Origin of the sequence: uncultured Ferrimonas sp., from assembly GCF_947489035.1 — a bacterium.
Classification (GTDB): Bacteria; Pseudomonadota; Gammaproteobacteria; order Enterobacterales; family Shewanellaceae; genus Ferrimonas.
Map to the genome: position 1 here is coordinate 43,043 of NZ_CANLCI010000017.1, position 18,665 is coordinate 61,707.

The 18,665-nt window shown below is 56.5% G+C and carries 16 protein-coding genes and 1 other RNA gene; all 17 read right to left on the minus strand.

Annotation, left to right across the window (positions count from 1 at the left end; all coding sequences use genetic code 11):
- Positions 1 to 36: 36 nt before the first annotated feature.
- The 17 genes from ftsZ to rnpB all read right to left on the minus strand — a co-directional run bounded on the left by ftsZ (position 37) and on the right by rnpB (position 18,642).
- A complete protein-coding gene (gene ftsZ / locus Q0796_RS11565) occupies positions 37 to 1,230 on the minus strand; it encodes a cell division protein FtsZ (protein ID WP_298443224.1) in 1,194 nt (397 codons plus the stop codon).
- Between the two features lie 32 nt (positions 1,231 to 1,262).
- A complete protein-coding gene (gene ftsA / locus Q0796_RS11570) occupies positions 1,263 to 2,498 on the minus strand; it encodes a cell division protein FtsA (protein ID WP_298443226.1) in 1,236 nt (411 codons plus the stop codon).
- Entirely contained in the window at positions 2,495 to 3,223 is a 729-nt protein-coding gene (locus tag Q0796_RS11575) for a cell division protein FtsQ/DivIB (RefSeq protein WP_298443228.1), read from the minus strand. The genes ftsA and Q0796_RS11575 overlap by 4 nt, the downstream gene beginning before the upstream one ends.
- 12 nt (positions 3,224 to 3,235) lie before the next feature.
- A complete protein-coding gene (locus Q0796_RS11580; protein WP_298443230.1) occupies positions 3,236 to 4,153 on the minus strand; it encodes a D-alanine--D-alanine ligase in 918 nt (305 codons plus the stop codon).
- Positions 4,143 to 5,609: a UDP-N-acetylmuramate--L-alanine ligase gene (gene murC, locus Q0796_RS11585; protein WP_298443232.1), complete on the minus strand. Its 1,467-nt coding sequence runs from the start codon at positions 5,607 to 5,609 to the stop codon at positions 4,143 to 4,145. The genes Q0796_RS11580 and murC overlap by 11 nt, the downstream gene beginning before the upstream one ends.
- Positions 5,610 to 6,689: an undecaprenyldiphospho-muramoylpentapeptide beta-N-acetylglucosaminyltransferase gene (gene murG, locus Q0796_RS11590; protein ID WP_298443234.1), complete on the minus strand. Its 1,080-nt coding sequence runs from the start codon at positions 6,687 to 6,689 to the stop codon at positions 5,610 to 5,612.
- Positions 6,686 to 7,897, minus strand: a complete 1,212-nt coding sequence (gene ftsW, locus Q0796_RS11595) for a putative lipid II flippase FtsW (RefSeq protein ID WP_298443236.1) — start codon at positions 7,895 to 7,897, stop codon at positions 6,686 to 6,688. The genes murG and ftsW overlap by 4 nt, the downstream gene beginning before the upstream one ends.
- Positions 7,891 to 9,195, minus strand: a complete 1,305-nt coding sequence (murD, locus tag Q0796_RS11600; RefSeq protein WP_298443238.1) for a UDP-N-acetylmuramoyl-L-alanine--D-glutamate ligase — start codon at positions 9,193 to 9,195, stop codon at positions 7,891 to 7,893. The genes ftsW and murD overlap by 7 nt, the downstream gene beginning before the upstream one ends.
- Before the next feature lies 1 nt (position 9,196).
- Complete coding sequence (gene mraY / locus Q0796_RS11605; RefSeq protein WP_298443240.1) at positions 9,197 to 10,276, minus strand: phospho-N-acetylmuramoyl-pentapeptide-transferase; 1,080 nt, start codon at positions 10,274 to 10,276, stop codon at positions 9,197 to 9,199.
- Entirely contained in the window at positions 10,276 to 11,646 is a 1,371-nt protein-coding gene (gene murF, locus Q0796_RS11610; RefSeq protein ID WP_298443242.1) for a UDP-N-acetylmuramoyl-tripeptide--D-alanyl-D-alanine ligase, read from the minus strand. The genes mraY and murF overlap by 1 nt, the downstream gene beginning before the upstream one ends.
- Positions 11,643 to 13,118: a UDP-N-acetylmuramoyl-L-alanyl-D-glutamate--2,6-diaminopimelate ligase gene (gene murE, locus Q0796_RS11615; protein ID WP_298443243.1), complete on the minus strand. Its 1,476-nt coding sequence runs from the start codon at positions 13,116 to 13,118 to the stop codon at positions 11,643 to 11,645. The genes murF and murE overlap by 4 nt, the downstream gene beginning before the upstream one ends.
- Entirely contained in the window at positions 13,102 to 14,841 is a 1,740-nt protein-coding gene (locus Q0796_RS11620) for a penicillin-binding transpeptidase domain-containing protein (protein ID WP_298443245.1), read from the minus strand. Before Q0796_RS11620 ends, murE begins: the two co-directional genes overlap by 17 nt.
- A complete protein-coding gene (ftsL, locus tag Q0796_RS11625) occupies positions 14,838 to 15,146 on the minus strand; it encodes a cell division protein FtsL (RefSeq protein WP_298443246.1) in 309 nt (102 codons plus the stop codon). The genes Q0796_RS11620 and ftsL overlap by 4 nt, the downstream gene beginning before the upstream one ends.
- 2 nt (positions 15,147 to 15,148) lie before the next feature.
- Positions 15,149 to 16,096: a 16S rRNA (cytosine(1402)-N(4))-methyltransferase RsmH gene (rsmH, locus tag Q0796_RS11630; RefSeq protein WP_298443248.1), complete on the minus strand. Its 948-nt coding sequence runs from the start codon at positions 16,094 to 16,096 to the stop codon at positions 15,149 to 15,151.
- Positions 16,096 to 16,554 carry a division/cell wall cluster transcriptional repressor MraZ gene (mraZ, locus tag Q0796_RS11635; RefSeq protein ID WP_298443249.1) on the minus strand — a complete coding sequence of 153 codons (459 nt, stop codon included), beginning with the start codon at positions 16,552 to 16,554 and terminating at the stop codon, positions 16,096 to 16,098. The genes rsmH and mraZ overlap by 1 nt, the downstream gene beginning before the upstream one ends.
- A 347-nt stretch (positions 16,555 to 16,901) precedes the next feature.
- Positions 16,902 to 17,624 carry a hypothetical protein gene (locus tag Q0796_RS11640; RefSeq protein ID WP_298443251.1) on the minus strand — a complete coding sequence of 241 codons (723 nt, stop codon included), beginning with the start codon at positions 17,622 to 17,624 and terminating at the stop codon, positions 16,902 to 16,904.
- A 634-nt stretch (positions 17,625 to 18,258) separates the two neighbouring features.
- An RNA gene (rnpB, locus tag Q0796_RS11645) (RNase P RNA component class A) lies at positions 18,259 to 18,642 on the minus strand.
- Positions 18,643 to 18,665: the final 23 nt, after the last annotated feature.

The window sequence follows — 18,665 nt, forward strand, 5'->3', positions numbered from 1 at the left end:
GAACTACACCAAACTTAAGCCACTGTGTCGATTACCTTAATCGGCCTGACGGCGTAAGAATGCCGGCACGTCCAGAATATCCGCTGGGGCCGTTTGCGCTTTCGGCTGCGCCGCCGCAGCCGCTGGGCTTGCTGGCGTTGCCGGTTGTGCTGGCTCAGCGTGGCTAAAGCCAGACATTGGATCCAGTACTGGTTTCGCCGCTTCAGCTGCCACTGGCTCTGCGGCCGGTTTAGCTGCGGCAGGCTTGGTCACCAATTGGATATCAGGCTTTTTCTCAGCACCAATGCCCGTTGCTACCACGGTAACGCGGATCTCGTCGCTCATCTCAGGATCGCAAGAGACACCCACAACCACGTTCGCGTTATCGGATGCGTAAGCACGAACGTGATGACCAACGGTTTCGAACTCTTCAATCGAGAGATCCAAACCGGCGGTGACGTTAACCAATACGCCACGCGCGCCAGACAGATCGATGTCTTCCAGCAATGGGCTGGCTACCGCCGCTTCCGCCGCTTCTTCAGCGCGATCTTCGCCACGAGCCACACCGGTGCCCATCATGGCGTTACCCATTTCAGACATCACGGTTTTTACGTCGGCGAAATCGACGTTGATCAAGCCCGGACGGGTGATCAGTTCAGCAATGCCTTGCACCGCACCCAGCAGCACGTTGTTGGCCGCCTTGAAAGCGTCCAGCAAACTGGTGCGGCCGCCCAAAACTTTCATCAGTTTGTCGTTCGGTACGGTGATCAGCGAGTCAACATGCTCTGCCAGCATCTCGATGCCTTGATCCGCGTAGAAGCTGCGCTTCTTGCCTTCGAAAGAGAATGGCTTGGTGACCACGGCCACGGTCAAGATCCCTTCCTCTTTGGCAACCTGAGCCACCACCGGAGCGGCACCAGTACCAGTACCACCACCCATGCCTGCAGCAATGAACACCATGTCAGAACCAGCAATGGAAGCGCGGATCGCTTCACGATCCTCTTCTGCTGCCACGCGACCCACTTCCGGGTTTGCGCCCGCGCCCAGCCCTTTGGTCACGTCTTTACCCAATTGAATGGTGGTTTGCGCCGACGACTTACGCAGCGCCTGCAGATCGGTGTTGGCGCAGATGAAATCTACGCCACCGATGGTTTGCTCCATCATGTGCTCAACCGCGTTACCGCCGCCACCGCCCACACCAACGACCTTGATGACAGCATCGCCGTTATTACTGTCGATTATCTCGAACATGTCTTATCTCCGTTCAGCCCGCGTCCAAAATTTTAAAAAGCTTCTTTAAACCAGCTTCGCATCCTGCGAAATGACTGGCTTATACCGTTCTCTGACGCCTTTGCTTCAACCTTTTTATCCAGTTGAGCAACGCCAAAATGAAGTAACCCGACCGCTGTTGCAAAGCCCGGCTCCTCCACGTATTTATGCAATCCCTTCAGTGGCAATGGCGGCGCTAAACGCACCGGCATGCCAAAAATCTCTTCGGCGACGGTTTCCGCCCCCTCAATTTGTGCTGTACCACCGGTCAACACGATGCCTGCCGCAACCTGTTCTTCTAAACCGCAACGGCGCAGCTCTTGAGCCACGTGCTCAAACAGCTCTTGGTAGCGGGGTTCCACCACTTCAGCCAAGGTTTGGCGCGACATGGTTCGCGCTGGGCGCCCCCCAACCGACGGCACTTCAATGTTCTCTTCCTGGCCCACCAAGGCAGCACGGGCGCAAGCAAAATCCACTTTGATCTGCTCGGCGTGGCTCAGTGGCGTCCGGAAGATTTTGGCGATGTCGCTGGTTACCTGATTACCGGCAACCGGCAGCACCGCACAATGGCGCAGCGCACCGCCAGCATAAACCACCATATCGGTGGTGCCAGCGCCAATATCAACCAAACAAACGCCAAGATCTTTTTCATCTTCGGTTAATACCGCATCGGCCGAAGCGATACCGGAAAACACTAAGCTATCGACACGCACATCGCAGCGTTCAACGCACTTGGTGATGTTGCGCGCCCAATCGGCGGCACAGGTGACCATGTGGACGTTCGCTTCCATCCGCACTCCCGACATGCCGACCGGGCTTTTGATCCCTTCCAGCTCGTCAATGATGTAATCCTGCGGCAACACGTGCAGAGTTTGGCGTTCGTTTGGAATTTTGACCGACTTGGCGGTGTGGATCACGTGGTCAACGTCGTCGGCAGTCACCTCTTGGCCATCAATCGAGACCATGCCTTTTTCATTCTGACTCGCCACATGGCGGCCAGAGATGCTGAGGTACACCGACGATACGTCGCACTCGGCAATGGTGGCGGCTTGGTTCAGCGCCAATTCAACACTGCGCACAACAGAGTCGAGATCGTTAACGCCGCCTTTATCCATCCCACGAGACGGTTGGCTGGCAACACCAATGATGCTGATCTCGCCGTTGGGCAAGGTCTCACCGATCACGGCGGTGGTTTGGGCAGTGCCCACATCCAAGCCAACAATCAGATTCGCTTCATGGCTGTTTGTCATTGCGTTAATTCCTGCCATTGCACGGCTAAGCCCGTGTCATATCGTAAATCCACTCGCTGCGGCGAGCGCTTCGTTTGTAAAATTCGCGGCCATGCGTCGATAAATCGTTGCAGCCGAGCCACGGTGTCGTCGCGGCCCAAGGCCAATTCTGTGCCATCGACCAAATGCAGCGTCCAAGCGTGGCGCGGACTCAACCGTAAAGCTTGCCCTTGATGGCCACTTAACACCAGCAATTCCGAGAGTTGCTGCCACATTTGCCACACTTTTGTCTCGCTGCCGATCGGTCCTATTAACAGCGGTAACATCTTCAACTCAGAACGCCATGGCGCACTGAAGGATTCAGCCCGCTGATTGAGCCAACCAAAGTCGCCCCAACGGGCGACCGGATGCTGTTCTAACACGTAGACCCGCATCCGATTAGGCCATTCTCGCCGCACTGCAGCGCGATCAATCCACGGCAGCGCAGACAGGGTGTTGCTTACCGCCAGCACATCCGCACTGAACAGCGAATAGTTGGCAAACGGAGCCACTGCGGCGGCCACATCTTCATCGGTGGTGAAGCGGCGTTCGCCCATCAAAGCCAATTCGGTGATTGGCACCTGATCGGCATCGGTCGCGATGCTGGCTAACGCCATTCCGGCGCGAGTCAGGCCCGCGAGGGTCAGCAGTAAACACGCTATCCCTAACCATAACTCCCACCGGATCTGTCGCCACGCTACCGCCATCAACTGTTCCCGCTATTTGGCCATCGCTAAAATGGTTAATACCAACTGCTCAAAACTGTACCCCGCCACTTTGGCCGCTTTCGGCACCAAACTGGTTTCGGTCATGCCCGGCACTGTATTCACTTCCAGCAACTGCCACTGGCCCGCCTCGTCACGCATCACGTCAACTCGGCCCCAGCCTTGGCAGCCCAGCGACTTAAACGCTCGATGGGCTAAGCGGCGCAACGCCTGCTCGTCATCGGCAGACAGATCACAGGGGCAGTGGTATCGAGTCTCGGTGGACTGGTACTTGGCCTGATAATCGTAAAAATCGTTATCGGTTTCCATTTGGATGGCGGGCATCACTTCGTCGCCAATAACGGCAACGGTGTACTCGGGGCCGTTGATCCACGCTTCAACCAAAACGCTGTCGTCGTACTGCAGCGCTGCCTCAATCGCTTGCTGCAGCTCGGCGTCAGTGGTGGCTTTCGCCATCCCAACCGAAGAGCCTTCGTTGGCGGGTTTTACCATCACCGGTAATCCCAGGCGGGCGATTATAGCGGCGCAATCGGTCTGACTAAACGTGTGTTTATCAATAACCTCAAAATTTGCAGTGGGCAGGCCCATGCCCGCCCACAGCAACTTGGTGCGCACCTTATCCATCGCCATCGCACAGGCTAAAACACCGCTGCCGGTGTAGGGGATCTGCAACTGCTGCAGTGCCCCCTGCATGCTGCCATCTTCGCCGCCACGGCCGTGCAAAACGATAAAGGCACGATCAAAGCCCGCAAGTTCTGCAAACGGCTGCTGCTTAGGATCAAATTTATGGGCATCAATGCCACCGCGGCGCAAGCCATCCAGCACCGCTTGGCCAGAACGCAATGACACGTCACGCTCGGCACTGGTGCCACCAAACAGCACCGCCACTTTGCCAAACTGGTTACTGCTCATTGGCTGGCTCCTGCTTCATCTTGGCGATGGACAGCTGCATCTGCGCCAACTGCTTCGCCAAGGCACCAATGTTACCTGCCCCTTGGGTGAGCACGACATCGCCGTCTTGCAGTTGCTCGGCCAATAAAGCGGGCAGCTCTGCCGGCCCGGGCACATAAACCGGATCAAGCCCACGCTGACGAATCGAACGACACAGAGCGCGGCTGTCCGCCCCTGGGATCGGCTCTTCACCGGCGCTGTACACTTCCATCAACAATAAGCCATCAACCTCGGCCAACACGGCGCAGAAATCTTCATACAGATCGCGGGTGCGGCTAAAACGGTGAGGCTGATAGATCATCACCAAGCGGCGATCTGGCCAGCTGGCACGCGCCGCTTTAATGGTGCAGGCCACCTCAGATGGGTGGTGACCGTAATCGTCGACCAACAACACATTGCCCGCTTCCGTGGCAAATTCGCCGTATTGCTGGAAACGACGGCCGATCCCTTCAAATTGAGCTAACGCGCTGAGCAAGACTTCATCGGCCACCCCTTCTTCCATCGCCACCGCAATCGCCGCCAACGCGTTTTGCACGTTATGACGACCGGGTAAGTTGAGGGTTAACGCCAATGGCGCATGGCCAGCACGCACCAAGGTGAATTGAGTTTGGGTGCCAACCTGCTGGTAATCTTCCGCGCGTACGTCCGCATCAGGATGGAAGCCGTAGGTAACAATGCGGCGACCAACGCGGGGCAGCACGGTTTGCACGCCGCCATCGTCCAAACACATCACCGCAGTACCGTAAAACGGCAGGTTATGCAGGAAATCCACAAAAGTGTCATACAGCTTGTTGATGTCGCCGCCGTAGGTGTCCATGTGATCCGGTTCGATGTTGGTCACCACCGCCAGCATCGGTTGCAGATGCAAGAAACTGGCGTCGGATTCGTCCGCTTCGGCAACCAAGTAATGGCTTTGGCCTAAACGGGCGTTGGTGCCAGCACTATTGAGCTTGCCACCAATCACAAAGGTTGGATCCAAATCGGCACCGGCAAACAGGCTGGCGGTTAAACTGGTGGTGGTGGTTTTGCCGTGGGTTCCGGCCACCGCAATGCCATGACGAAAACGCATCAGCTCCGCCAACATCTCAGCACGGCGCACCACTGGGATGCGCGCTTGTTGCGCAGCCACCAGCTCGGGGTTGTCTTGGGCGATGGCCGTTGAAACCACCACCACATCAACGCCATTGACCCAATCGGCATGGTGGCCTTTGTGGATCACCGCGCCCAGATCAGCCAAACGCTTGGTGACCGCATTGATGCCGATGTCAGACCCACTGACCTGATAGCCTTCGTTGGTGAGCACTTCGGCAATGCCGCCCATGCCTGCACCACCGATGCCAACAAAGTGAATTCGTTTTACTCGCCCCATTACGCCGTGGGGGATCGGCTTAGACCCAGAGGGTTGGATTGTACTCATTTAACCGTCTCGACCTGTTAACTGTTCACACACTGAAGCAACCTGTGCGGTTGCATCGAGCACCGCGACGCCACGCGCCGCCTGTGCCATCTGATTTAATTGCTGTGGCGATTGACTGAAGCGCAGCAGCTGCTCAGCTAAGTCCGAGGCCGTTAGCTGCGCTTGCGGCATCAGAATGGCGGCACCACTGTCTACTAGCGCCTGCGCGTTTTGGGTTTGATGATCATCCACCGCGTGGGGGAATGGCACCAAAATCGCCGGCCGACCGGTCGCCGCCAGTTCGGCGACCGTCAAGGCCCCCGCTCGGCTCACCACCACATCGGCCCATGCATAAGCCGCGGCCATGTCATCAATAAATTCGCTGATCTGAGCACCAACACCGGGGGCTTTTTGTGCCCACAGTTGTGCGGTGCTGTCGCCGTTGCCACGGCCGACCTGATGCCAAACGGTGATGCTGGCCTGAGCGGCAATCCGCCCAACAGCCGCAGGAACGGTTTCATTGAGCACCTTGGCACCTAGACTGCCGCCAACCACCAAGACCTTCAGTTGTTCGCCCGCTTGCACCGGCTGGGCAGCGCCAATCTCAATCAACGCTTCGCGCACCGGGTTGCCCACATGGCGCTCATTGGGCAACACGCCGGCAAAGGCCACTAACACCTTGCTGGCAAACTTAGCCAAAATTTTATTGGTGGCACCCGCCACCGCATTTTGTTCGTGCAGCACCAGTGGGGTGCGGCGCAACCAAGCCGCAATGCCGCCGGGGCCAGAGGCGTAACCGCCCATGCCCAGCACCACATCGGGCTTAAATTGACGCTGGATTTTCAATGCCTGCCACACGGCTTTGCTGATCTGCCACGGCGCCATTAACTTGCGCAACATGCCATTGCCACGCAGGCCTTTAATATCAATAAATTGGATCTCAAAACCGTGCTGCGGCACCAACCGAGCTTCCATCCGCTCCGCCGTACCCAACCACTGGATCTGCCAACCTTGCTGCCGTAACTCTCTGGCGACCGCCAGTGCCGGAAATACATGACCACCGGTACCACCGGCCATCACCAATAGGCGTTTACCACTCATGTCGCCTCCTTCGGCGCAGTGTTGCGTGAGAGCGGCTGACGTTGCACAACCCGACGTTCGTGATCGATCCGCACCAAGACGGCAACTGCGGCGCTCATCACCCATAAACTGCTGCCACCATAAGAAACCAACGGTAACGTCAACCCTTTGGTGGGCAGGGCACCAACACTGGCACCAATGTTTACCGCGGTTTGAAAACTAAACCAGATCCCAATGCCATAAGCCCAATAGCCAGCAAAGGGTTGTTGTTGCTTTAAGGCCAAATGACCAATCCATAACGCCCGCAGCGCTAACGCCAGCTGCAAACACAGCAAGGTCGCCACGCCAATAAAGCCAAGTTCTTCCCCCACCACCGCGGCGATAAAATCGGTATGCGCCTCGGGCAGGTAATCTAATTTTTGAATGCTGTTGCCCAGTCCTTCGCCGAGCCAGTCACCGCGCCCATACGCCATTAAGCTTTGGGTCAGCTGATAACCGTTGCCAAATGGATCCTGCCAAGGATCCAGAAAGTTCTGCACTCGCGCCAAGCGATAAGGGGAGCCGGCCACCAAGCCCACAACCCCAACTAACGCGGCGATAATCAACACCGCAAATTCGATCAACCGAGCGCCGGCTAAAAACAACATGCCACCGGTGGTCACCAACATCACAATCACGGTGCCAAAATCCGGCTGCTGCAACAGCAACAAGGCAAAGGCGGCGAAAACTAAACCCGCTTTCGCAAAGCCAAGCCAGTGCTCGCGCACCTCTTGGTTGCGTCGCACCAAGTAGCCCGCCAAAAAGGCAAAGAGACAAAACTTGGCCACTTCCGCCACTTGCAGGTTGAAGATCCCCAACGGGATCCAGCGCTGGGCGCCGTTGACGGTTTTGCCCACCACCAGCACCGCAATCAACAGCAGCAACGCAAACACCGCGATGGGAAAGCTGATCCGATCCCACAACTCAATTTTGATGGTGCTGATCGCCGCCATAATTGCCACCGCCACCGCCACAAAGAAACCTTGGCGGTAGATAAAGTGCAGTGGGTTGCCGGTTAGGCGAGTGGCTTCAGGCATCGATGCCGAGGTCACCATCATCAAACCAAAAAACAGCAGCGTAAAAATCAGCACTAACAAAAAGCGATCGAACAGCGGTTCATCGGCGCCAAATTGGGGCTCCGGCCACGCGGGTAAGCGCGGCGTTAAACGCTGTTTCATCGCTGCTAACATGGCAACGCCTCAACCGCCGCGATAAAGCACTGGCCACGCTGTTCAAAGTTGCGGAACATATCCAAGCTGGCGCAAGCAGGGGAAAGCAACACAATATCCCCAGGCTGCGCTTGGGCGGCAGCGGCCTGCACCGCTTGCTCAAGGCTGGTCACTTCGTTGGCGTTATCCACCAACGCCGCAATCGCGGCGCCATCTTTGCCTAAGGTGTACACCGCCGCCAGAGGCTGCAGCAACGGCTGCAGTTCAGCCAGATCGGCGCCTTTGGCATCGCCCCCCGCGATCAGGTAGATGTTGCCTTGTTCAGCCTGCAACCCTTGCAGTGCCGCCACCGTTGCGCCAACGTTGGTGGCCTTGGAATCGTTCACAAAGCGCACCCCCTGTTTGCGGGCAACTAGCTGACAACGATGGGGCAAGGGTTGAAATTGCTGTAACGCCTGCTGGCTGGCAGCCGCTGGGATCTGCGCGCAATCCGCCAGCGCCAGTGCCGCTAAGGCATTGGCGTAGTTATGGCTGCCCACCAATGGCAACTGCGCCAATGGCATTCGAGCCTGCTGACCGCAGTAAAGGTGCTCGCCGTCGAGGCCATAATGGCCTGAGTCGGGTTTGCCCAAGCCAAAACGGACGGCGTGGCTATCACCACTGGCGGTTAAAGGATCATCTGCATTTTCAATGCAGCGCTGGCTTTGTTGATACAGCGCTAATTTCGCCTGACGGTAGTGCTCAAAACTGTCGTAACGATCCAGATGATCGGCACTGAGGTTCAGCACCGTCGCCGCAACGCAATTCAGGCTGTGGGTGGTTTCCAACTGAAAGCTGGACAGCTCCAAGACATACAGCTGATGACCTTGCCCCAACAGATCCAGCGCCGGTAACCCGATGTTACCGCCCACCCCAACAGACCAGCCAGCTGCCGCCGCCATCTCACCCACCAAGGTGGTCACGGTCGATTTGCCATTGGATCCGGTGATCGCCACGACCGGCGCATCCACATGGCGCGCAAACAGTTCGATGTCACCAATGGCTTCCACCCCAGCGGCGATGGCTTGCGCCACTGCCGGAGTGGCCAAGGCGATCCCCGGTGACACCACCAAGGTGTTGGCTTGGCTGAGCAATGCGCCATCCAGCGCACCGGTTCGCAGTTGCACCTCGGGGTAATCCGCCGCCAGTTGCTCCGCCCCTGGGGGCGAGCTGCGAGTATCCCAAACCGACACCGCCAGCCCTTGGCGCCGCAAAAACCGCACGCAAGAGAGGCCAGTAATGCCTAAGCCAAGCACAAGGGTGTCTGCCAGCGGCGCCATCTTAGCGCACCTTCAGGGTGGCTAACCCCAGCAGCACTAAGCACAATGAGATAATCCAAAAGCGCACGATCACGCGTGGCTCTGGCCAGCCTTTCAATTCAAAGTGGTGGTGGATCGGCGCCATCCGGAAAATGCGCTTTTTACGCAGTTTGTACGAGCCCACTTGCAGGATCACCGACACGGTTTCCAGCACGAAGATCCCGCCCATGATCACCAACAGGAACTCTTGGCGGGTCAATACCGCCATGGCACCCAGGCCCGCGCCCAGCGCCAACGAACCCACATCGCCCATAAAGACTTGGGCTGGGTAGGTGTTAAACCACAAAAAGCCTAATCCCGCGCCCACCATGGCGGTACACACCACCACCATCTCACCCACGCCTGGCAGGTAAGGGATATGCAGGTATTCGGCAAAATTAACGTTACCCGAGAGGTACGCCACCAACGCAAACGCGGCCGCCACTAATACCGTTGGCACAATGGCCAAGCCGTCCAAGCCATCGGTTAAGTTCACCGCATTGGAGCTGCCGACGATGGTAAAATAGGCCAAGGCGATAAACATCAACCCCAGTGATGGCATCACATCTTTGAAGAACGGCACCACCAGCACATGCCCCTCCGGTTGCCCTTGCCAGTACAGGTAGACAGCCACCACCAGTGCCGCCGCCGATTGCCAGAAATATTTCCAGCGCGCGATCAGGCCCTTCGGATCTTTGCGGATCACCTTGCGGTAATCATCGATGTAGCCAATCAAGCCAAAGCTGCCCAGAACGAACAACAACACCAACACATAGTGGTTGGTGAGATCGCCCCACAGCAAGGTAGAAACAAAGATCCCAGCAAGGATCATCAAACCGCCCATGGTGGGGGTGCCGCGCTTAGAGAAATGCGACTCTGGGCCGTCATCACGAACCACTTGGCCGATCTGCATCCGTTGCAATTGACGGATCAGTTTAGGCCCCATCCACAGGCTGAACACCAAGGCGGTCAATAGACTGATGATGGCGCGAAACGTTAGGTAAGACACCACATTAAAGGCGCTGAAATATTGTGTTAGGTAGTCCGCAAGCAGAACCAACATTAGCGAGTAACCTCAAATTGCTGCCGCAGCGCTGTCAGCAGATTTTCCATCCGCGCGCTGCGTGAGCCTTTAATCAAAACCGTTACCGGAGCCGTTGCTTGCTCCAGCCAAACCAGCAGGTGCTCAAGCAGGGCCTGTTGGTCGGTAAAATGCGCCTTGGAGCCGAAGGCTGCCGCAGCAAAACCGCTTACTGTACCGACTGTCAGCAAGTGGTCAATCCCTTTATCCAAGGCGTATTGCCCCACTTGCCGATGGTGTGACTCAGTACTGCTGCCTAACTCACCCATATCGCCAAACAGCAGCACCGTGGTGGTGGCCATTTCGGCCAACAAATCGATGCCTGCTTTGGTTGACGCCAGATTGGCGTTATAGCTGTCGTCAATCACCGTCAGCGTTGGGGATAAGGAGTGAATTTGGGTGCGACCGGGCACAGTTGGGGCTTGGGATAGCCCCTTGGCGATCAACGCCAGATCCAACTCAGCACAGTGGGCCAAACTGGCCGCCGCCAGGGCGTTATCAACTTGATGACGGCCGGGCAGCGGTAAGCTCACCGGTTGCGATAACTCACCGCAATGCAACGTAAACCGGTAGCAGCCACTGCTGTCTCGCTGAATCTCATCAGCCCAGATGTCGGCCACTTGGCGACTGGAAAAACGCAGTAATGGCTGCTCGGCAGCTTGCGCTTGCAGATAATCGGCGTAGTTGTCATCCAGATTGATGATCGCGATCCCATCCGGTTGCAGTGCTTCAAAGATCTCACTCTTGGCCGCAGCGACCCCATCAATGCCACCAAAGCCTTCTAAATGCGCTGGCTGAATGTTATTGATCAGCGCCGCGTTCGCTTGCACCAAGCTGCTGGTATAACGGATCTCGCCGGGGGCATTCGCGCCCAGCTCGACTACCGCATAGCGTTCTGCGCCACTGAGCTCTAACAGCGTTAATGGCACGCCAATGGTGTTGTTCAAGTTACCCTTGGTGGCCAAGGTGGTGCCCGCCAGCGCAAAAATCGCCGCGGTCATCTCTTTAACCGAGGTTTTCCCCACCGAGCCCGTTAACGCGACCGCATAAGGGTTTAGCTGCTGCTTCAGCCACGCCGCCAGCTGCCCCAACGCCAAAGTGGTGTCATCCACCAACAACTGCGGCAAAGTGGTCTCAACCGGTCGGCTTACTAAGACTGCCGCAGCGCCTGCCGCTTCGGCCTGTGCAATAAAATCGTGGGCATCGAAACGTTCACCCACCAAGGCAACGAACAGATCGCCAGCGCCGAGCGCCCGACTGTTGGTGCTTACTCGTTCAATCTGGCCGCCGCTGGCCCCAATCATTTCGGCGCCTAACGCTGCAGCTATCGTTGTTAAAGGAGTGCTGATCATACCGCCTCCTGAGTCAGCTGTTGCGCCAACGCGCGTTCGTGATAATCCAAACGCTGTTGGCCAACGATTTGATAATCTTCATGGCCTTTACCCGCCAATAAGATCAGATCGTCCGCCCCAGCCAAGGCATACGTTTGTCGCACCGCCGCGGCGCGATCCGCTTCCACCAGATATGGGGCGCGCATTAACCCTTGCTGCATATCGTCGGCAATGTCGGCAAAGGCCTCACTGCGCGGGTTATCGCTGGTGATCACCACTTCATCGGCACCACGTTCTGCCGCTGCGGCCATCAACGGTCGCTTGCCTCGATCGCGCTCGCCACCACAGCCAAACAGGCACCACAGCTTGCCGCGACAGTGCCGCCGCAACGCGATCAGCGCCTGTTCTAACGCGTCTGGGGTATGGGCGTAATCCACCACCAGTGTTGGCCCCGCAGCGCCACTAAAACACTCCATCCGACCGCTGGCCGGTTGCAGCTGTTGCGCTGCTTGCAATAGCGCCGCCAGTGGGTGCCCCTGCGCCAGTAGCGCGGCAATCGCCGCAAGCACATTGGCCAAATTAAATTGCCCTAATAACGGGCAGTGCAATGCACCATTGCCGTAGCTGCTGTGGATGGTCGCGGTTGCGCCGTGCTGGTGGTAACGCACCTCGCTGGCGTTGATGTAATCACCACGGCAGCTGGCACCGTCGATGCTGTAGCCAATGGTGTGCAGTTGCGACTGCAATTGGCGGTGCCACTGCACGCCGTATTGGTCGTCCAAATTCAGCACCGCGTGTTGCAGTTGTGGCTGGCTAAACAGCTGCCACTTTGCCGCGGCATAGCTTTCCATATCACCGTGATAATCAAGGTGATCACGGCTTAAATTGGTGTATACCGCTACGGCCATCGGCAAGGCCGTTAACCGCCCTTGGCTGAGGCCATGGCTCGACACTTCCAGCGCCACCGTGGTGGCACCGGCTTGGGCTTGCTGGTGTAAATTGCGCGCCACGGTCAGTGGATCAGAGGTGGTATTAACCGAAGGCTGTAACTGCCCCCACAGGCCATTGCCCACCGTACCCATCACCCCTGCAATCTGGCCCAGCTGAGTCAACAGCTGGGCGCACAGTTGCGTCACCGTGGTTTTGCCGTTCGTGCCCGTCACCCCGATCACCTCAAGTTGGGTGGCGGCGGGGTAGCAATGCAGTCCCAGTTGCGACAACTGTTGCCCCAAGTTGGGGATGGCAATCACCGTTGCCCCGGTATTGATTGAACGAACACCCGCGCAATCGCTGGCGCTGGCTTCAACCACAACCGCCACCGCCCCGTTGGCAATGGCGGCATCAATGTAATCACGGCCATCCACTAGATGACCCTGCACAGCAACAAAAAGATCGCCCGCTGTTACGTCGCGACTGTCCAATGTCGCGTGGTTAAACTCAATCCCTGTCGATAACGCCAGCCAGGGAGACAAAACCTTATCGAGTAGCGGCATTGTTATTCCCAAATAGTGCGGCCAGACGAGGTTGCTGGCTGCTCGGTTCGACATTTAAAAGTTGTAAGGCACCGGCCATCACTTCGGAAAACACCGGTGCGGCGACATTACCGCCATAGTAGGCGTCGCCTTTGGGTTCGTTCACCACAACCGCCATGGCTAAGCGCGGATTGTTGGCGGGCGCCAAGCCGGCAAACAAGGTGACGTAATCTTCGCCATAGCCACCGGCCACGGCTTTGCGGCTGGTGCCGGTTTTCCCCGCCACTTCATAGCCTTCAATGGCTGCCAGTGGCGCGGTGCCATTTTTCTTGGCCACGCCGGTGAGCATCTGCACCACGTCATCGGCGGTTTTTTCAGACAGCACCCGCTGGCCTGCGGGGATGTTTTTACGCTTTAAAATGGACGCCGAACGGCTGACCCCGCCCGCCCCTAAAATGGCGTACACCCGCGCAAGCTGCAGTGGCGTAGCGGTTAAGCCATAGCCAAAGGCCAACGTCGCCCGTTCATGTTCCGACCAGCGGCTGCGATTGGGCACGTTACCGGTGTATTCACCGTCTAAGCTGATGCCACTGTATGTGCCCAAACCAAAATCGGCGTAGAAGGCGAGTAGATCATCCACTTCCATCTGCAACGCCATTTTGGTCATGCCGACGTTGGACGATTTCACCAACAAGGTGCCGATGTCTTTCTTGCCCAAGTTTTTGCCATCGCGCACCGTACCGCCGCGCACCCGCATGTACCCTGGGTAGGTGTCGATGATATCGGTGGTGCTGACGATGCCCCGATCCAGTGCTGCCGCCACCACCAGCGGCTTCACTACCGAACCGGGTTCGTAAGCGTCGGTAATGGCACGGTTACGCATCTGGTAGGGCTTCAGCCCTTTGCGTGAATTGGGGTTATAGCTGGGGGTATTGGCCATCGCCAACACTTCACCGGTGGGGATATCGATGATCACCAACGACGCCGAGGTGGCCATGTGGTAGGCGGTGGCTTTTTTTAAGGCGGTGTAAGCCATGCTCTGCAAACGCATATCCAAACTGAGCACCAGATCATTGGGGTTTTCCCCCTCTTCCACCACCGACAGGTTTTCAACAATCTCGCCGCGGCGATCTTTGCGTACTTTGTATTTGGCGGGGCTGCCCGTTAACCAGTCGTTGTAGTTGCGCTCTAGCCCTTCAATGCCGCGATCGTCGATGTTGGTGATGCCGATCAGCTGGGCGGCAATTTCACCGGCCGGATAATAACGGCGCGATTCGGGTTTCAGCGCAATGCCGGGGATCTTCAGTTTGCGAATGTACTCTGCAACCGCAGGGGTTACTTGGCGTTTGAGGTAAACAAAGCGCCCTTTACTGTCACGCACTCGGCCCACCAGTTTTTGCTGGTTAACCTCCAGCACGTTCGCGAGGGCGGTCCAACGGCGAATGTCATCAAAGCCATTGCCATCGCGCACCATTTTCGGATCGGCGTAGGCCGCCATTACTGGCACACTGACCGCCAGCATTTCGCCGTTACGATCGGTTACCATGCCCCGCTGTACGTCGGTGGTGGTGGTGCGCAAAGTACGCATGTCAGCTTCGTAGCGCAGCCGCTCGGGCTCAATCACTTGGATCCACGCCGCCCGTGAAACAATCGCCATGAAAACCAACATGATCAGCCCCGCTGCCGCCATCAGGCGCCAGTCGATGGCTTCGGGTTTGGTCTTCCTCTTCCCTTGCCGGCTCATGGCAGCTTCACCACTTGTTCTTGGGCGGGTTTGGGTCGTTGCATCTGCAGTTGCTTCCTTGCTAATGCGTCAATGCGGCTGTGCTCAGCCAAAGTTTGTTCTTCCAACAACAGATGACGCCACTGCACATCCAGTTGATCCCGTTGTTGCAGCAAACTGTTGTAATGAGCCGTAAGCCGCCGTGCGTCCTGAGCAGTAAAGATCACCGCAAAGGCGCTTACCGCCACCAGCAATCCTGCCAACAGGATCGGCCAATGGCGACGCAGATCGTGGCCGATCTGCTGCAGCAGCTCAAAGCTCAACATCGCTAACGTTTCTGCGCTACGCGCAGCACCGAACTGCGCGATCGAGTGTTATCGCCCACTTCCACATCGCTTGGCTTCATCGCCTTGCCGATCAGTCGCAACACTCGGGTTTTATCCAGTTCCGCTTCAGTCATCGGCAGGCCGCGTGGGGCATCAGCCCCTTGGCTCATTTTACGCATGAAGCGTTTTACCATCCGGTCTTCCAGCGAGTGGAAGCTGATGATCGACAAACGGCCTTCTGCGGCCAGCACTTCGGTACCGCCAGCCAACGCCGCTTCAATCTCGTCGAGTTCGCTGTTGATGAAGATGCGGATCGCCTGAAAACTGCGAGTGGCGGGGTGCTTACCCATATCGCGCTTGTGCTGTGGAGTCATGTTATTGATCAGCTCAGCCAGATGACTGGTGCGATCCATCGGTTCGCCCGCGGCAATATGCTCTTTGATCTTGCGAGCAATCGGCCGAGAGAATTTCTCTTCGCCAAAGGTTTTCAGTACCCAAGCGATGTCGTTGGCTTCCGCTCGCACCAACCACTGCGCCGCCGTTTCGCCACGGCTGTTGTCCATACGCATATCCAACGGGCCATCGCGTAAGAAGCTAAAGCCACGTTCGGCGTCGTCCAGCTGCGGCGACGACACGCCCAGATCCAACAACACGCCGTCGATCTTGCCGTTCAGGCCCAGATCCGTCATGTACTCGGCAATGCCAGAAAATGGCCCGTGCACAATTTGAAAACGTGGGTCCTCTTGCGCTAATTGCTGCGCTACCGCCACCGCCTGTGGGTCGCGATCAATGCCAATTAAGCGGCCATTTGCGCCTAACTTGGAGAGAATATGACGCGAATGGCCACCACGGCCAAAGGTGCCGTCTACGTAAATGCCATCTGGCTTAAGGTTCAGCCCATCAACCGCTTCATCTAGCAATACGGTGATGTGACGAAATTGCTCGCTCATCAGAGTGTGAGTTCCTGTAGCCGGTGGTTATTGTCAAAGGTGTCTTGGCTGGTTTGTTGTTGAGCCAAGGCGATCTGCTGCTGCCAATTGGCTTCAGACCAGATCTCAAATTTATTCAGCTGGCCAACCAGCATCAGGGCTTTATCCAACTGGGCAAAGTTCCGTAATGGTCCACTGAGCAGTAATCGGCCCGCTTTATCTAATTCGCATTCAGTGGCGTATCCCTGCAACAGTCGCTTCACTTGTCGCTCCGCCGGCACGGTGTCAGACAAGTTCAGCAGTTTTTGCTCTACCTGTTCCCATTCTGGCAAGGGATAGAGCAAAAGGCAGGGGGATCGCAGATCAACGGTACAGATCATTTGGGCATCACAACGCACACGAAGGCCGTCGCGATACCGAGTTGGCATCGTGATACGGCCTTTACTATCGAGCGAAATTGCGTTGGCGCCACGGAACATGTCCGGTCATCCTTGTCCTAGCGATCCATTTTGATCCACAAAAAAACACTTTATCCCACTAATGAGCCAGTTTATGAACAGGGTGCAAACCTTGTCAAGGAGAGTCAGTAGTGGATGGGCGACTTATCGGGCGGGATCACCAAGGCCGCCAACAAAGGCAGCAAATGGCGTGGCAGAAGCCAAAATATTGGGGATTGTCATAGAAACGGCGCCGCTTGTCGGCGCCCGATGAAACGAGGCCAGATCCGCCGCGATCGGCAAAGATCGTCGCCGTCGATGGCGCCGATCCTTACCGCGTTATTACAATTGAATGCGCGATCCAAGCACTAACATTTGATCCGATTCGATCAAGTGCGGTGGTGCTGGCCCAAGTAATAACACAGCGGTTGGTAAGCGTTAAACAGCTTGGCCCACTTTTCTTGCTGGGTATTGAGGTACAGCTCTTCATCAAAAGCCGCCAGCAACTTACCCAGCTCACGGCACTGCTGCGCCAATTGCGGCTGCACGTCGCCACATAAACGCTGCAGTTGCTGCACCTGGCCCAATACACCCTTCATGATGACCACATGCAAGGTGAATTGATTCACCAGATCTAAACGCAACTGCAAGGTGGCTTCACCCGCACTGGAACTCGGTTGCAACCGATTCTCTTGATAAGGGGCTTCTTCGATATTCTCAACCATCTGCTGAAACAGCTTATCGCTAGAGATGGCCGCCTGTGGCAGTTGTTGCAACTGGGGCTGGGTTAGTAGCAGCTTGCACAAGCTGTGACTTAAATGACGGTGCACCTGCATCAATTGCTGCTCGGCAAGATGCTGTTGTCGTAAACGCTGCCCTGCCCGTGCCAGCAGGTAAAAGAGATAACCCAAACTCACACTGCCCGCCACCCCAAGGGTGATCGGTTCAGCGCCACCGCGCTGCCACAGCTGTTCAACCCAGGCGTGCTCCACCGCAGTCAGAAAGAACAACTCAAACACCATGGCGCCAAACACAATGAAAGCCAATAGGAAAAGTGAGAACAGCAATTTTTCTTGCTTGCTGCTGCGTAAAGAATAGATAAATTGACTCATTGTCTTGTACTCCGTTACCAGCCTTACGCTTTAATACCGCAAGCTCAAAAGCATCCATGCCTTATGACTGTGAAAACATCTTATTAAAATCAACAACATTTAAAGGATTAGTCGACCATTTAATAAATGCCAAGGTGCCAATTAAACCTATCAAATGTAACCAACCCACCGCAACCACCAGCGAATGTTACTCGCCCCCGTGCAGATGCTGATTAGGCTGCGCTTAACTGTAAACACAACCCACTGACACTCATTTATTCAATGATTCGAGGCTTGGTGAGGAGGTATTTAAGTGCAAAGATTGGGGCGGTCGTTCTGTTTATCGCTACTGTTATCTTGCCTAAGGCAATCGCGGCACACGAATAAATAATGAAGCGTTGAACAATAATCGCCATCCGCACGAGTAAATGATTCAATCAACTTAATCCTGAGCCGAATTGTTGCAGGCTTAAATTAGGGTATTTTATGTACTGGGGATCAACAAGAGATCTGCCGATGCAGCCTAAGAGCCTACGGCGTTCGAGCCGTCGGCGCATCACACCGTCACTGCCTCGCCTGTGATGGCGTGGCGCTAACCAAACGCCAGATATGAAAAAACCGCAGCACCTAACGGTACTGCGGTTTTTCATAAATAGGTTGGAGTTGGCCGATAAGCCGGGTCTTGTCGTGGACAATCATTCCTCTAGGCCTAGGATCGCTCCTAGGCTCAAGCAACCTACCCGCCCCCAACGCGGGCCGCGCCAATGGGGGCCTATTTGGTCTTGCTCCGGGTGGAGTTTACCGTGCCACGAACTATTACTAGCCGCGCGGTGCGCTCTTACCGCACCCTTTCACCCTTACCTGTGCACCACTTAAAAAGCGGGCCATCGGCGGTTTGCTCTCTGCTGCACTGGTCGTAAGCTCGCGCTTCCCAGGCGTTACCTGGCACCCTGCCCTATGGAGCCCGGACTTTCCTCCCCTTCGCCCGTCTGCCCATTTAAGGGCACAACGACAAAGCAGCGATTGCCTAGCCAACTCCAAGCCGCGGAGTATAGCGACTGT

What these genes read in the sequence shown, in the direction of transcription:
- murG (WP_298443234.1), bottom strand. Translation starts at nt 6,689, where the DNA reads ATGAGTGGTAAACGCCTATTGGTGATGGCCGGTGGTACCGGTGGTCAT.
- ftsL (WP_298443246.1), bottom strand. Translation starts at nt 15,146, where the DNA reads ATGTTGAGCTTTGAGCTGCTGCAGCAGATCGGCCACGATCTGCGTCGC.
- Q0796_RS11575 (WP_298443228.1), bottom strand. Translation starts at nt 3,223, where the DNA reads ATGGCGGTAGCGTGGCGACAGATCCGGTGGGAGTTATGGTTAGGGATA.
- ftsA (WP_298443226.1), bottom strand. Translation starts at nt 2,498, where the DNA reads ATGACAAACAGCCATGAAGCGAATCTGATTGTTGGCTTGGATGTGGGC.
- murE (WP_298443243.1), bottom strand. Translation starts at nt 13,118, where the DNA reads ATGCCGCTACTCGATAAGGTTTTGTCTCCCTGGCTGGCGTTATCGACA.
- Q0796_RS11580 (WP_298443230.1), bottom strand. Translation starts at nt 4,153, where the DNA reads ATGAGCAGTAACCAGTTTGGCAAAGTGGCGGTGCTGTTTGGTGGCACC.
- rsmH (WP_298443248.1), bottom strand. Translation starts at nt 16,096, where the DNA reads ATGAGCGAGCAATTTCGTCACATCACCGTATTGCTAGATGAAGCGGTT.
- murF (WP_298443242.1), bottom strand. Translation starts at nt 11,646, where the DNA reads ATGATCAGCACTCCTTTAACAACGATAGCTGCAGCGTTAGGCGCCGAA.
- murC (WP_298443232.1), bottom strand. Translation starts at nt 5,609, where the DNA reads ATGAGTACAATCCAACCCTCTGGGTCTAAGCCGATCCCCCACGGCGTA.
- mraZ (WP_298443249.1), bottom strand. Translation starts at nt 16,554, where the DNA reads ATGTTCCGTGGCGCCAACGCAATTTCGCTCGATAGTAAAGGCCGTATC.
- mraY (WP_298443240.1), bottom strand. Translation starts at nt 10,276, where the DNA reads ATGTTGGTTCTGCTTGCGGACTACCTAACACAATATTTCAGCGCCTTT.
- ftsW (WP_298443236.1), bottom strand. Translation starts at nt 7,897, where the DNA reads ATGTTAGCAGCGATGAAACAGCGTTTAACGCCGCGCTTACCCGCGTGG.
- ftsZ (WP_298443224.1), bottom strand. Translation starts at nt 1,230, where the DNA reads ATGTTCGAGATAATCGACAGTAATAACGGCGATGCTGTCATCAAGGTC.
- Q0796_RS11620 (WP_298443245.1), bottom strand. Translation starts at nt 14,841, where the DNA reads ATGAGCCGGCAAGGGAAGAGGAAGACCAAACCCGAAGCCATCGACTGG.
- Q0796_RS11640 (WP_298443251.1), bottom strand. Translation starts at nt 17,624, where the DNA reads ATGAGTCAATTTATCTATTCTTTACGCAGCAGCAAGCAAGAAAAATTG.
- murD (WP_298443238.1), bottom strand. Translation starts at nt 9,195, where the DNA reads ATGGCGCCGCTGGCAGACACCCTTGTGCTTGGCTTAGGCATTACTGGC.